Origin of the sequence: Anabaena sp. CCY 0017 (genome assembly GCF_963920885.1) — a bacterium.
Taxonomy (GTDB): Bacteria; Cyanobacteriota; Cyanobacteriia; order Cyanobacteriales; family Nostocaceae; genus Nodularia.
Window position 1 is genome coordinate 1 of the sequence record NZ_CAWUDG010000031.1, and the last position, 13,678, is coordinate 13,678.

Annotated in this window: 13 protein-coding genes; 9 read left to right on the plus strand and 4 right to left on the minus strand. The window is 40.9% G+C overall.

Annotation, left to right across the window (positions count from 1 at the left end; all coding sequences use genetic code 11):
- The first annotated feature begins 420 nt into the window (after positions 1 to 420).
- Both hetF and ACM0OW_RS22735 read left to right on the plus strand, forming a co-directional pair.
- Positions 421 to 2,979, plus strand: coding sequence for a cell division protein HetF (gene hetF, locus ACM0OW_RS22730; RefSeq protein ID WP_414552592.1), 2,559 nt, complete (start codon positions 421 to 423; stop codon positions 2,977 to 2,979).
- Positions 2,980 to 3,215: 236 nt separating this feature from the next.
- Positions 3,216 to 3,707, plus strand: coding sequence for a hypothetical protein (locus ACM0OW_RS22735; RefSeq protein ID WP_414552594.1), 492 nt, complete (start codon positions 3,216 to 3,218; stop codon positions 3,705 to 3,707).
- Positions 3,708 to 3,823: 116 nt separating this feature from the next.
- Here ACM0OW_RS22735 and ACM0OW_RS22740 read toward each other — a convergent pair whose 3' ends face one another.
- The 3 genes from ACM0OW_RS22740 to ACM0OW_RS22750 all read right to left on the minus strand — a co-directional run bounded on the left by ACM0OW_RS22740 (position 3,824) and on the right by ACM0OW_RS22750 (position 5,365).
- Entirely contained in the window at positions 3,824 to 4,402 is a 579-nt protein-coding gene (locus ACM0OW_RS22740; protein WP_414552596.1) for a peroxiredoxin, read from the minus strand.
- Positions 4,403 to 4,434: 32 nt separating this feature from the next.
- Entirely contained in the window at positions 4,435 to 4,701 is a 267-nt protein-coding gene (sipA, locus tag ACM0OW_RS22745) for a regulatory protein SipA (protein ID WP_414552598.1), read from the minus strand.
- A gap of 187 nt (positions 4,702 to 4,888) precedes the next feature.
- Positions 4,889 to 5,365 (minus strand): Spy/CpxP family protein refolding chaperone, encoded by a 477-nt coding sequence (locus ACM0OW_RS22750; RefSeq protein ID WP_414552600.1) that lies wholly within the window; start codon positions 5,363 to 5,365, stop codon positions 4,889 to 4,891.
- A gap of 196 nt (positions 5,366 to 5,561) precedes the next feature.
- Here ACM0OW_RS22750 and ACM0OW_RS22755 point away from each other — a divergent pair, with 196 nt between their 5' ends.
- From ACM0OW_RS22755 to ACM0OW_RS22780, 6 genes are all read left to right on the plus strand, one after another.
- Complete coding sequence (locus tag ACM0OW_RS22755) at positions 5,562 to 6,776, plus strand: sensor histidine kinase (RefSeq protein WP_414552602.1); 1,215 nt, start codon at positions 5,562 to 5,564, stop codon at positions 6,774 to 6,776.
- A complete protein-coding gene (locus ACM0OW_RS22760; protein WP_414552603.1) occupies positions 6,773 to 7,435 on the plus strand; it encodes a response regulator in 663 nt (220 codons plus the stop codon). Before ACM0OW_RS22755 ends, ACM0OW_RS22760 begins: the two co-directional genes overlap by 4 nt.
- A gap of 556 nt (positions 7,436 to 7,991) precedes the next feature.
- Positions 7,992 to 8,363, plus strand: coding sequence for a roadblock/LC7 domain-containing protein (locus tag ACM0OW_RS22765; RefSeq protein WP_414552605.1), 372 nt, complete (start codon positions 7,992 to 7,994; stop codon positions 8,361 to 8,363).
- A 129-nt stretch (positions 8,364 to 8,492) separates the two neighbouring features.
- On the plus strand, positions 8,493 to 9,032 hold the full coding sequence (locus tag ACM0OW_RS22770) for a GTP-binding protein (protein WP_414552607.1): 540 nt from the start codon (positions 8,493 to 8,495) through the stop codon (positions 9,030 to 9,032).
- A 31-nt stretch (positions 9,033 to 9,063) separates the two neighbouring features.
- Positions 9,064 to 9,918: a DUF4388 domain-containing protein gene (locus tag ACM0OW_RS22775; protein WP_414552609.1), complete on the plus strand. Its 855-nt coding sequence runs from the start codon at positions 9,064 to 9,066 to the stop codon at positions 9,916 to 9,918.
- A 92-nt stretch (positions 9,919 to 10,010) separates the two neighbouring features.
- On the plus strand, positions 10,011 to 10,565 hold the full coding sequence (locus ACM0OW_RS22780; protein WP_414552611.1) for a protoglobin domain-containing protein: 555 nt from the start codon (positions 10,011 to 10,013) through the stop codon (positions 10,563 to 10,565).
- Positions 10,566 to 10,649: 84 nt separating this feature from the next.
- Here the strand turns inward: ACM0OW_RS22780 and ACM0OW_RS22785 are convergent, their stop codons facing one another.
- The gene (locus tag ACM0OW_RS22785; protein WP_414552613.1) at positions 10,650 to 11,081 is read right to left on the minus strand and encodes a nucleoside deaminase; all 432 of its coding nucleotides are present in this window, start codon (positions 11,079 to 11,081) and stop codon (positions 10,650 to 10,652) included.
- 819 nt (positions 11,082 to 11,900) lie between these two features.
- Between ACM0OW_RS22785 and ACM0OW_RS22790 the strand changes: the two genes are divergently transcribed.
- Positions 11,901 to 13,559 (plus strand): DUF1565 domain-containing protein, encoded by a 1,659-nt coding sequence (locus tag ACM0OW_RS22790; protein ID WP_414552615.1) that lies wholly within the window; start codon positions 11,901 to 11,903, stop codon positions 13,557 to 13,559.
- The last annotated feature ends 119 nt before the right edge of the window (positions 13,560 to 13,678 follow it).

Here is a 13,678-nt window from a genome sequence, read left to right on the forward strand (position 1 = left end):
TGTTAGACAGTTAGGGGAGTTAGTTATCAGGGTGCATCTACTAATTTAATCTTCTGTACATATCTACCATTTCCCGGAGAAAATTCTCGAAAACTGTGAATTGCATAAAAAAATCCCCCAACAGGTGTTAGACAGTTAGGGGAGTTAGTTATCAGGGTGCATCTACTAATTTAATCTTCTTTGTACATCTAGTATTTCCCGGAGAAATTTATCATAATTATGGTTGCTGTTTACCAAAGAGCAAAAAACCCTCAATAGGCATTAGCTGCCTCAGAGAGATAAACTTATAGCCGAGGCAACAAAATAACTTGGTTCAGAAACATTCAGTAGCAGGATGCATCTAAGGTATCAGAAGGAACGAAAAATCGAATTGAAACTTTCTCGTTTCAAACTAGATTTAGGAGGCGAACAGGAAAAGTTGTGACCCAGGAATTTCACATTTCCGTAACCCCAGTAGGGCAGAATGACTACTTGGTGCGGACGGAACAAGTCGCGCCTGGGGTACCATTGGCAGAAGAATTGGTAACTTGGCCTGTAGCTGAGTGGTTGGCATCTGCTGGCAATCTCATGAATGACCCACTAAAATCAGTGTTGCAGGGAGAAGGCGTTGCTAGAAACTCTGTTAATCTGGTGGCGTTGGGACAGCAATTTTATAATGCACTGTTTCAAGGCACTCTCAGAGACAGTTGGATTACTGCCCAAGGTATTGCCCAGAACCACCAACAATTACTGCGCTTACGTTTAGGGCTAAAAGATATCAGGTTAGCGCGTCTACCGTGGGAAGTGATGCACGCAGGCGATCGCCCCCTGGCTACTGGCCCTTATATTGCTTTTTCTCGCTACCAAAGCGGAATCATGGCCACATCTCGCTTACCATCCAGAAACAGACCAACGCTACCAGAAACTGGTGGAGTAAGAGTTTTAATGGTGCTGGCTTCCCCTCCTGACCAAGTTCGCCTCGATTTGCTTAAACAAGAAGCTATTAACCTGCAAGCTGAACTTCACCGTCAAGCAGCACGAACTAATGAAAATGGCAATCATTTTCCCAATATTGAACTCACCCTGTTAGACCAACCAGGGCGCGAAGAATTAACGCAAGCTTTAGAACAAGGAAGATACCAAGTTCTACACTACTCCGGTCATAGTAACTTAGGGCCAAATGGTGGACAAATCTATCTTGTCAGTCGAAGAACTGGTTTAACCGAAACTCTGAGTGGCGACGATTTAGCAGGTTTACTGGTTAATAATAATATTCAAATGGCTGTGTTTAATTCCTGTTGGGGAGCATACACAGCTACAGCCGATCCGACTGGGGATATGACGGGTGAACGCAATTTAACAGAAAGCTTAGTGAGGCGAGGCATTAGGGGCGTTTTGGCTATGTCAGAACGAATTCCCGATGAAGTAGCGCTGACGTTGACACAATTGTTTTACCGCAATCTCAGCCACGGCTATACAGTGGATCTGTGTGTCAGTCGGGTACGTCAGGGATTAATTTCTGCTTATGGTTCTCACCAGAGTTACTGGGCGTTACCGATTCTATATCTTCAACAAGATTTTGACGGTCTGTTGTGTCCAGAAATATCTTTAAGTGCCGACTCACCCAACGAGTATAGTCACAATCGGCCTTTGAGGACAAATCCCACTGCTATGTATTTTGCAATGGCAGATGATGCCGACATACCTCTACCCATTGATGACATGATTCCTTCTGGCTTAGGTCATGATTATTCAGGGCTAGATTGGCTGGGTGAAGAGACGTGGGGCGATCTAGTTGATGAAATTGAGTATGATGATGACCCTCACTATGCAGAAGATTCAGCTTTGGTTTCGGATTTGTTTCGTCAGCTAGATCACCAAAAAGCTGCAAATGAGCAACTGCCTATGAATGGGGGAGTTGTGCAACCCCTTAGAGATAACCAACCGCTTGAAGATCCAGCTGCGTTAGATATGGCTGCCCTGGATCAGCCAGTAGAGTTATGGGGAGAAATACCAGAAACTGTCACCGAAGCTAGTCGAAATTTTACACAAGAGAGAAATAATCACTCTTTCCGGGAATCATTGCCACCAGCCCCAGCCAGTCCTCAACCTGTTACCACTGATAAACTACGCTCTATTGTCGGTGTTATGGGTGCAAGTACCTTAGCGTTCGCGCAGCGTTCCGCAGGAAAGCTTACCATCGGTGTGGCTATGATTATTGCCTTGATTTGGTGGTGGCAAAATCAACAAGGAGAATTTTTACCTGACATACCGCCAATTCCTACCCAGTCTCGAATCCGCGAAAGTCAGCCAGAAATTGACATCACACAGGCTGCTACTGAAATTGTTACCGCCGCAGCTACAGAAAGATTAAGCCAGGGCGACTTACAAGAGGGGCTGCTATCTGTAGAAGAACTGCTGAATCGTGGGGCGCTATCGGCTGCTGAAACTTCCCTGAATTTAGTTCCAAGAGAGCAACTCAATGATCCGGCTGTGAATTTTTTTAAGGGGAGATTAGCGTGGCAATTTGTTCAGACTGGAAATCCAAAATACAGCATCGATGATGCCCGCCGTTATTGGGAAAGTGCGGTGAAATCTCAACCGGATTCACTTTTATATAATAATGCTTTGGGATTTGCCTATTATGCAGAAAATGATTTAAATCGGGCTAATAACTCTTGGTTTAAGGCTTTAGATTTAGCCCTCAAACAGCAAAATACAGCATCTACTGAAGCAGTAGCTATCAATACTGAACTGTCTAAGAAAGCTTTAACTTCCTATGCTGGATTAGCTTTGGGGCTGTATACATCGGCATCTAGTCAACCAGCTAGTAATAAACAAAGGCAATATCTGAATGAAGCTATCAAGTTGAGGCAAACGGTGATGACTAATGATCCCATCAATTTCCAGATTAATCAATTGAGTAAGAATTGGTTGTGGACAGAAAAGGCTATTGAAAACTGGCGATCGCTTCTTCAGGAAAAAGGCGAGAATAGATGAGGCAGGAAATATAAGACACTAGTACAGTACGGCGGAAGTTAAAAGTTAAAAAACTTTTATTTTGGGCTTTAGGATTTTTTAAAAGGTATCCCTATTTACACCGTATTTTAGTAGTCTGTCAGTATTAACTTAACTAACTCCTCTACTACCTATCTACTGATATTGCTAGAGTACGTGACTTCTGCTATGAACGCTACGGCATCAGCGATAGTCGCTTGGCACTATTTGGAGTCAGTATGGGAGTTTTACAGGCCGCCTATGCCTTTACTGCTGATGGTCTTGGAGAACGGCTACTGGGAACGATTGGTCATGCTAATCTCCAGTCTTTTGCTCAAAGCTGGGGATACCCAATTTTACCAGAGTTAGCAGCTTCACCTTTTGGTGGACTAGCAGAAGTAATCTTGGGGCGAGTCAAACCAGAGATGAAACCTTTAGTTCAGGTTTTACAATTAGTCAATAATCTCAAATACCCTGACGATCATAGTTTTGCTTGTAACCCAATGACTTATGTTGAGAAGGTTCAGCCTCCGCGTCGAGTTCGCTTCTTGGTCGGTGCTAACGACCCCATTGTTAGCGTTAGAGATGCTCAAGAATGTGCTAAGTGCTTTGGCGATGGTGCTTGTTATGTTGTTCCTGGGATGGGACATGGCACTAACAAATGGGGATCTTCTTTCGTTGATCATGTGCGCTATTTTCTAGTGACGCAGTTAGATGATTGGCGATTTTAGTAAAACTTCGCCGAATATTGCAGCTATTTTTATTGCTGACGGTAATGAGGAAGGCAGAGGGGTTAGGCACTGCCTCTGCGGTCCAATTAACTTCCTCATCCTCAAATTACTGAACGCTAAGAGATTGATAGCTGGCGTGGCGCAGCCATAGACTGCAATTTGTCAAGTTGCGCCAAAACTTCTGTACTGTGGATTGATGGGTTAACTTTCACAAAAGTTTCCCGCAAAATTCCTTCGGGATCGATGATAAAACTATGGCGCATCGAGACAACACCGATCCAAGAACCATAAGCTTTACTCACCGCACCAGTGGTATCAGCTAATAGGGGAAATTTTAACCCCTCTGAATCACAAAATTCGGCGTGGGAATCAATATCATCAGCACTTACACCAATAATTTGAACGTTTTTGTCGATATATTTGGGTAAGTCTTGCTGAAAACGACGAGCTTCAATGGTGCAACCAGAGGTAAAATCTTTGGGATAAAAGTAGAGAACTACCCACTTACCGCGCCAGTCAGACAGAGAAATATTGCCATCACCTGTGTTGGTGGGCAAAGTAAACTCTGGTGCAGGCTGATTGATTGCCGGCAATTTACCACCCATAGCATCAGCAGCCGGGGTCAGATGCAACCAACTGATGAGAGCAAAACAGCTGACAAGGAATATATTTAAAAAGTTGCGCCGAGAAATCATGGTGAAAACCAAAATTATAACTTTACACAAGTTTACAATTTTTGGTCGCCCTCTTCTCCTTCCAAATCAGATTCAAGGGGTGTATCTGTGCTTTCAATATATTGACTATCCAAGAGAAATTTGCCTTTCGCAAAGTGTATACCCCAATATCCTCCAGGGCGGCGATCAAGCACTGTTCCTTCTTCCCCTAAACAAATTACATCGGGGGGGCGTAGCATGGGCATAGGATCTGCGGTTTTGACGTAGGGTGGTAGTGCTACAACTTTGACTTTACTACCAATGGCGAATTCTTGAGACATCTTAATCAAGCTAGGAGTTTTAATTTACTCATAACTCATAACTCCTAACTTTTACTAGGTATTGACCTAATTTTTATTCTGTGTGCTGGAAATGGTAAAGGGAAAAGGGTTGTTATTATTCCCCCTAATCCCTGACTCTGCAAGAAGTCTGATAAAAATTATTGCGGATGAAGAGTGAAATTTGAAATTATTGGGAATCGCGTTGCTGACGGCGGGTTTTCATATTTTCTCGCATTTCCTGCATTTGTTGGCGTTGTGCAGGGGTAAGCACTGCGAGCATCTGTTCTTTCGATGTTTCCCGGATTTGGCGCATTTGAGTTTTCTGTTGTTCAGTCAGATTTAAGTTAGCCCAACCCTTTTTTCCTCCTTGCCCTTGTCCTTGACGTGCTTCCTTTGCAGCTGCCAAGGTTGCTTTTTGTTCTGGGGTGAGAATTGCTTGCATTTGGGCGCGAGTATTGTTTTTAATCGTCTGCATTTGAGCTTTTTGGGCTTCTGTTAAATTCAAACGTTGCATACCCCAAGCGCCTTTTTTCCCTCCTGCTTGCGCTGCTTGTGCAACTTGTAGAGGTGAAGAGGATCTCATTTGTGCTTGAGATGCAAAAGGTATTGCAGTTACAGTTAAGGCGATCGCTCCACCTAGCACTGATAATGGTGTGAGTTTCATGGATTACCTGGTGATGTTTTCTGTTTGAGATGCCACCATCATAAGAAATCTCCAATCCCAGTGACATGAGCATAAAGTCACGATTATACCCATGACTAAAGTCATGAACAGTGTTGCCAAATGTGACTGGTAATTCCCGATAAACTACAGTAAAGATATAAGTTATTTGCCCCCTAATAAGATAATTATAAATCTTATGAGTCGTCCGATTCAAATTAACAATCATCCTTTTCGATTTTTGCTGTATTTGGAATGGGTATTACTAGCTATTGCCGTTTTGACAGCTGCACTACCATCTCCTTCTCCACGGTTTAGTGCTAGATTCCCTGAACTGACTATTTGTAGTTTAATTATTTTTGGAATCATGGGTTTACGATTACCCACCAAGAACTACTTTAATAAATTAATTTATACGGTCTGCCAAATTTTATTGATTGTCACAACTGGATTTTTTGGGGGGAGAATTGCCAGGCTATTTCCGTTTCTCTACATAATTTTAGTCACTCGGAGTTGCCTAATTTTTCAATTACCTGGGCGGTTGTTAGTGACAATGATATCCTTTAGTTTATTTTTGCTTACACTCAGATATCGCCTATTTAAATCGCCTCTGTCATTGTCGCCTCATGCCCAAGAACGCTTTCGGTTTTTTCCCCTCAGCTTGGCGTTGATATTCGGCTTAAGTCTGATTTTTATCTTACTATTAATGAATGCTGTGATCTCTGAACGTCAAAGTCGAGAAAAATTAGCCATTGCGAATGAAAAGCTGCGTCAATATACATTGAGGATTGAGAATCAGGCGACTCTAGAAGAACGCAACCGCATTGCTAGAGAAATACATGATTCATTAGGACATTCTTTAACGGCTTTAAATTTGCAATTAGAAACGGCTTTAAAATTATGGCAATCTAATCCAGCTAAAGCTCAAACATTTTTAGCTAGAGCGAAAGAACTGGGTTCAAAATCTCTGAATGATGTTCGCCATTCTGTTTCTGCTATGCGCTACAATCCTTTGCAAGATCAGACTTTAGCACAAGCGATCGCTAGTCTATTAGAAGATTTTCAACGCTCCAATGGCATTTCAGCAATTTGCCTCATTGATTTAGAATATTCCCTACCCTCTGACGTGGTTATCTCTATTTACAGAATTATCCAAGAATCATTGACAAACATTTCTAAATATGCACACGCGTCAGAAGTTAAACTAGAAATCGCCACAATTAAAGGACGTTTCCACTTGATAATTCAAGATAATGGCACAGGTTTTGATATCATGCAAAATACCACGGGTTTTGGACTGCAAAGTATGCGCGATCGCACCTTAGCACTGGGAGGCGAATTTAAAATTAATAGTCATCTTGGTTCTGGTTGCCAAATTCTAGTTGATATTCCTTTATTGAGCTTGACAAGATGATTAACGTGTTACTAGTTGATGACCAAAACTTAATTCGTCAAGGATTAAGAGCATTATTGGAACTAGAACCAGATTTAGAAATAGTCGGTGAAGCTGAAAATGGCGAACAAGCAATTAAGTTGAGTGAACAACTACAACCTGATGTCATTCTCATGGATATCAGAATGCCGATCATGGATGGGGTTGCAGCTACGCGAGAAATTCAAAAACGTTGTGCAGGAATTAAAATTTTAGTCTTGACAACTTTTGATGATGATGAGTATGTCAAAGCCGCCTTGCAGAATGGCGCAATGGGTTATTTGCTCAAAGATACACCATCAGAAGAGTTAGCTGTGGCTATTCGTGCAGTTTATAAAGGATATACACAACTAGGGCCGGGAATAGTCAAAAAACTTGTGACTCAATTTTCCACACTTACACCAACTCCATTACCTCCTGTACCACCTAGTTTAGCCGAACTTACTCCCAGAGAAAAAGAGGTTTTGCGGTTAATTGCTGTGGGTGCTAATAACCGAGAAATTGCCCAGCAACTTTATATCTCTGAGGGGACTGTAAAGAATCATGTCACTAATATTTTAAATCGGTTGAATTTGCGCGATCGCACCCAAGCGGCTATTATAGCCAACACATTTTTAGTTTATTTACAGAAAATAGCTTAAAAAATTTACAAATATTATCTGTTTAGGAAAGAATTCAAAAACTTAACCTTCCTTAATTATCAATGAGTATTTACTCACTAAAAAGTAAATATAACCGCCTTCAATATAGTAGGTATAATTGCTTTTTTTCATTTTTATCAGAATAGAATTGCTGCTGCTTAATAGCTACACATAGAATATACGTAAGTCCTACTGGTAATATTTTAAATAAATACGTATTTACTCGGTTTGAATTTAATGTTTTACTAGGCATAATCAAACCAAGTAGAGAACTGATGGAACGAATTTTCATTTAATCCAGTTGATTCAGTTCTACTATTTATTGGTTATCTAGCTTAAACCGAGATTTTAATGTTAAAGCAGTTCCGCATTCAGAAAATGTAAGATGTGACTAAACAAAGAATTCTGGTTTCGAGGTAGTAATCAGCAAATACTTGAGTTTAATCATCAGGAGTAACCACCACATAAATCGATAACATAAAAATTTCTGGCGAGTAATTTGTGATCATCCAAATTCAAATATTACTAATTTTTTAAACAACGGGAGAATAAGAAAATGGCAATCAACGCAGAAAAGCTGAACATGATTTTGCAAAACTTTGTAACTGGGACATCTGACGTTCAGGGAGCCGCCCTAGTTACCCCTGATGGTCTACCTTTGGGAACAAGTTTGCCTGGTGGAATGGATGAAGAAAGGGTATCGGCAATGTCAGCCTCTATGCTTTCTTTAGGCGAACGCATTGGGTTGGAGTTAGCTAGAGGGACTATTGACCGCATCTTTGTTGAGGGTAATAAAGGCTTTGGCATTCTGACAGGCTGCGGTGAAGAAGCTGTCTTGCTCGTTTTAGCTCGTGAAACAGCTAAACAGGGATTACTGATGCTAGAAATCAAGCGTGTTCTCTCAGAACTGAAGCTGATTCTGATGTAATTATGGTCTGAGTTAATCAAAGTTTCCCTGCACCTGAGAAAGCAGATATTAAGTATTCTTAACAGGGAATTAGCAACTTGAAATTCAGTCACCAGTGACTAATCATTGTTTATTTATGGGTTAAAAAGCATGGAAAACATGCGCTTGATTGTCACGGGAACTGTAGGTGCTGGTAAGTCCACTTTCATCCGTTCTATCAGTGAAATTGAAGTCGTAGATACAGATACACTGGCAACTGATGAAACAGCTTTGCTGAAGAAAAAGACTACTGTTGCTATGGACTTTGGGCGGTTACAATTTAGCCCCGATATGGCATTGCACCTTTATGGTACACCTGGACAGTCTCGCTTTGATTTTATGTGGGATATCTTGATTCGTAAGGCTCACGCTTATATCTTACTGGTAGCAGCACATCGACCTAGAGATTTCCGTCAAGCACGTAAAATTATTACCTTTATGAATCAGAGGGCGCAGATCCCTATGGTTATTGGTCTTACCCATACGGATTCTCCCGAAGCTTGGTCTGAAGAAGATGTGTTTCTTTCTCTGGGATATGTGGATGAGAATAACCTACCGCCGATGGTCAAGGTTAACCCAATGGAAAGAGACTCTGTAGCTAATGCGGTGATTGTTTTAGTAAATCATTTCATGCAAACTTTTGTAGCTTAATTCAAATTTTTAACTAGAAAGAAGAAATGTTATGGCTATTACTGGTAACTTGGCAGATTTTTCTTTGCCAGAACTACTCCACTTTTTAGATCACGGAAAAAAAACAGGATTACTGGCTATTGAAATCCTCTCTGAAAATAGTAAAAAAGAACATTACTATATCTGGCTACATCAAGGTCGTTTAATTGCTGCATCTGATCGCCTGGATCAAAAAGGGCTGACATTAATGATTGCCCAACGAGGCTGGATCAGCGAACGTGTTATCTCTAGGGTGGCTAATATCTGTCCCGATTTTATCAACACACCTCTAGGACTATGCTTAAAGTCCCAAGGATTGTTACAAGCAGAACAACTGAAACTGTTATTTAATATCCAAGTAATCCGGCAAGTATCTGCTTTGTTTCAACTCGAGGATGGTTTGTTTTCATTTACACCAACAGCAAATTGGCCGATAGCAGAGATGACAGGTCTGAGTATGGCAGCAAATGAGGTCATACTGATGGGCTTACGATTGCTGCGAAACTGGAATGCTTTCGCAGACAAGTTACCAGATCCAACGTCAGCTTTATCAAGTTTGATTGCAAAACAGCCTCAGATACAGATGAATGCCCAGGAATGGCAACTATGGGAATTTGTCAATGGTCAAATTTCCCTAAATAACATTGCTACTCATTTGAGAATATCTGTAGAAACTGTGCAGCAAATTGCCTTTCGGCTCATTGTCGTTGGTTTAGTAGAGGAACATTTTATGCTGGCTACTGCAACATCTAACTTAACGAATTCCTCTCCCGCCATAGCCTTAAAACCGGTGGAAGAACCTCCGCAGAAAAAAAATCTCAGTCAGTCATTCCTTAAAGGCTTAGTCAGTTTTCTGCGACATAAATAATTCAGTCTCCAAGATTGGTTTATCATTCCAGCCCTCAACTTTCGATCTAAAAAGCTTAACTTAAATTCATTTACTCATACTAAGGATTAATTATGACTATCGATTCTTTTGCTTTCTTAAAAACTCTTGAACAACGAGTATCTTTAACCTCCGAAGATAAAGCTATTTTGAAATCAAATGCAGAATGGGGATTAGAAATTGCTCCAGCAATGGCAGATCATTTTTATGCTTATCTAGGGCGTGATGAAGAAATGAATGCCATCTTAAATAAGGTTGAGGGACGTGTCCACCGCCTACATGAAACATTTATTCAATGGTTTCATCAAATGTTTACAGGGATGGATGATTGGGGTACTGAATATGCTAAATGTCGTTGGCATATTGGAGTTATTCATGTAAAAATTGGCATTGTTCCTCAGTATGTGGTTCCGGCGATGGGGGTTGTGGTTCATGAGGTTGGTAGAGCTTTAAAAATCAGTGCTAAATCGGAAGAATTACAAGAATCACTGAGCAAAATGTGTATGATCGATTTAGCTTTTATCGAGCAAGCTTATGTGGAAGTTTCTACCTCTGCTGTCTTGAGAGAAACTGGTTGGTCAGAGGCTTTATTTAGGCGTTTAGTAGCCACTGGTGCATCAACTTTCTAGGTTTATTAACTGCAACAAACACACATTAGTTAAATATTCATCTGTCTTAGGGTATGTTAATTAATTTTAATGTACCCTAAAAATTTAAACCAAATTAAATAATGCTAAACATTCATGTTTTAAAATCCCTCGTGTTACTTTGATATTTCTAAATGACTTAGCAATCACCTCTTCACAAGAAATATCAATTTGTGATTGATTAACCGAGATTAAGTCTTGAATTGAAGCACCATAGACAATTTCAGATACACCTGTCCATACACAGGCCGTAGCACACATTGGACAAGGTTCACCAGTTGTATATATGCTATAACCTTCTAAAGAAGGACTTTTCAGTTTAGCTGTTAAACTACGAATGACGTTAATTTCTGCATGGGCTGATGGATCGCTATCCCGCTTGACAGTATTATGAGCTACAGCCACAACTTCTTGATTTTTAACAATCACAGCACCATAAGGCGCATCTCCTTTTTTAGCTTCTTCTATTGCGAGGTGCATAAAGTATTCTGGGTTCATCGGAATTTGATTGTTTTTAGATGAATGTTCATAATATTTAATTGTACTGGGATTTATCGGTAATGTATTAAATTAATGAATATGTTACTCAGCAGAGAACAAATAGAATATTCTTTAAAAGACCTGGCAACATTGGCAGGTTAAATTATTAATTTAACACTTGCAGCTTTAGTTCTACTATCATCAGCTATTTTTGTTGTAGAAACTTATAATATTTCTGATTTACCTAAAGTTAAATAATTACTAGTTTTTCGGGAATTTATTAGGCAAATACGGTAGTTAATATAGAACTCATATTTGATTTATGAAACACAGGTAGTGGCGTGGCAAGCTTAAAATAGTGCATTACGAACAAGGCAGAAGTCTTGATTTATCTCAATTTTCTCAAAAATCTATTGCAACATTTTAGCCTTGTCACGCCACTACTGGACTGACAAGCCTAAAACAGTGCATTAGAAGTAGGTTGGGTTAAGCGCAGCGCAACCCAACGCTGCCAATGATGTTGGGTTTCCTTACGTCAACCCAACCTACAATTTTTTGCATCATTTTAAGCTTGTCACGCCACTACTGGACTGACAAGCCTAAAACAGTGCATTAGAAGTAGGTTGGGTTAAGCGCAGCGCAACCCAACGCTGCCAATGATGTTGGGTTTCCTTACGTCAACCCAACCTACAATTTTTTGCATCATTTTAAGCTTGTCACACCACTACATATACTTAGATTTTTTCAATAATCAAATCGGATTCCTATATGAAAATTTAAGTATTAGGTTTAGCGATGATCGCGCTAAGATAAGTATGTATTTTTTGGTTGTTAAATATGGTACAAAAATTTTACGTAAATCCAGCATCAGGCAGTGATACCAATTCTGGTAGCCAACAAGCCCCTTTCAAAACCCTTACCCAAGCCCTGAAACTAGCCACACAGGAAACTGAGATTCAATTAGCAGATGGTAATTACAATGCCGCCAGTGGTGAAGTTTTTCCTATTACAATTACAGAGAATGTCAGAGTTTTAGGTAATGAAGCTAACAAAGGTAGCAGCGTATTGATTGAAGGTAGTGGTAACTATCTCAGCCGCACCTTTGCACGTCAAAACGTCACCTTTGTGATGCTGAATAACTCCGCACTACGGGGGGTAACTGTCACTAATTTAGCTAGCCGTGGTAGTGGAGTTTGGGTTGAATCAAGTACCCCTACGATTGCCAATAGCACCTTCATCAACTGCAAACGTGAGGGAGTGTTTGCTACAGGCGATGCTAATCCAGTTATTGAAGGAAATGTGTTTACTGAGAATGCAGCCAATGGCATTGCGATCGCACGCAATTCTCAAGGTAAAATTCAAGGTAATACCTGCCACAATACAGGTTTTGGCATTGCGATTAGTGATACTGCATCACCGACGCTTGTAGATAATAAAATTTACGAAAACCGTTCTGGGGTTCTTGTCTCTGGTAGTGCGCTTCCCGTACTGCGTAATAATGTCATTGAAAATAATACTGACGATGGTTTGACAATTATTGGCACAGCCCTACCGGATATTGGCAATATTAATAATCCAGGGGGTAATATTATCCGCAATAACGGTAAATTTGATGTGCAGAATGCTAGTTCCAACAGGCTGCTTTCTTTCGGAAATCAAATAGACCCCAATAAAGTGACAGGAAACGTAGAGTTTGCAGGTATTGCAACACCAACGCCCACACCAACACCGACACCAACACCGACACCAACACCGACACCAACGCCAACACCAACACCAACGCCCACACCCACACCCACACCAACGCCAACGCCAACGCCAACGCCAACACCGACACCCACACCGACACCCACACCGACACCCACACCGACACCCACACCTACACCTACACCTACACCTACACCGACACCGAGTCCTATAAACTTAACCGATATTGGTAATCATTGGGCTGCGGCCTTTATTCGAGAATTAGTCCAAAGAGAAATAGTTAGCGGTTTTCCTGACCGCACATTTAAACCTGATGCAACGATGACACGGGCGCAATATGCAGCCTTAATGGTGAAAGCTTTCAACCCACCAGTGAAACGTACTGCGATCAAATTTAAGGATGTAGCAGAAAATTTTTGGGCATTCAAGGTAATTCAACAAGCCTATCAGGGGCAACTTCTTTCTGGTTATCCTGATAATACCTTTAGCCCTAACCAGAATATTCAGCGTGTACAAGTGCTAGTATCTTTGGTAAATGGATTGGGCTTATCTGCTAATAATACAACTGCCATTAGAACTTTCGATGACCAAGTAAAAGTTCCTAACTATGCTAAAAATGCAGTAGCAACAGCAACCCAAAAGCAACTTATTGTTAATTATCCTAACCTCAATGTACTAAACCCCACTCGCGATGCGACAAGGGCAGAGGTTGCAGTGATGGTATATCAAGCTTTATTGGATGCTGGACGTGTAGCGGCGATTAACTCAGTCTATATCGTGAGCGCTTAATTGACAAAATTAGCCGCAGAGCTAAACTATTACATCAGTTGTAAGGGCGCAAGGCCTTGCGCCCCTACAGCGTGGTCTATTTACCTGAAAATACCTGTAACAGGGGAAATTGCACCTAT

Bases quoted from the DNA above. Each gene is read 5' to 3' on its own strand.
- ACM0OW_RS22735 (WP_414552594.1), top strand. From the start codon at position 3,216: ATGGGAGTTTTACAGGCCGCCTATGCCTTTACTGCTGATGGTCTTGGA.
- ACM0OW_RS22740 (WP_414552596.1), bottom strand. From the start codon at position 4,402: ATGATTTCTCGGCGCAACTTTTTAAATATATTCCTTGTCAGCTGTTTT.
- sipA (WP_414552598.1), bottom strand. From the start codon at position 4,701: ATGTCTCAAGAATTCGCCATTGGTAGTAAAGTCAAAGTTGTAGCACTA.
- ACM0OW_RS22750 (WP_414552600.1), bottom strand. From the start codon at position 5,365: ATGAAACTCACACCATTATCAGTGCTAGGTGGAGCGATCGCCTTAACT.
- ACM0OW_RS22755 (WP_414552602.1), top strand. From the start codon at position 5,562: ATGAGTCGTCCGATTCAAATTAACAATCATCCTTTTCGATTTTTGCTG.
- ACM0OW_RS22760 (WP_414552603.1), top strand. From the start codon at position 6,773: ATGATTAACGTGTTACTAGTTGATGACCAAAACTTAATTCGTCAAGGA.
- ACM0OW_RS22765 (WP_414552605.1), top strand. From the start codon at position 7,992: ATGGCAATCAACGCAGAAAAGCTGAACATGATTTTGCAAAACTTTGTA.
- ACM0OW_RS22770 (WP_414552607.1), top strand. From the start codon at position 8,493: ATGGAAAACATGCGCTTGATTGTCACGGGAACTGTAGGTGCTGGTAAG.
- ACM0OW_RS22775 (WP_414552609.1), top strand. From the start codon at position 9,064: ATGGCTATTACTGGTAACTTGGCAGATTTTTCTTTGCCAGAACTACTC.
- ACM0OW_RS22780 (WP_414552611.1), top strand. From the start codon at position 10,011: ATGACTATCGATTCTTTTGCTTTCTTAAAAACTCTTGAACAACGAGTA.
- ACM0OW_RS22785 (WP_414552613.1), bottom strand. From the start codon at position 11,081: ATGAACCCAGAATACTTTATGCACCTCGCAATAGAAGAAGCTAAAAAA.
- ACM0OW_RS22790 (WP_414552615.1), top strand. From the start codon at position 11,901: ATGGTACAAAAATTTTACGTAAATCCAGCATCAGGCAGTGATACCAAT.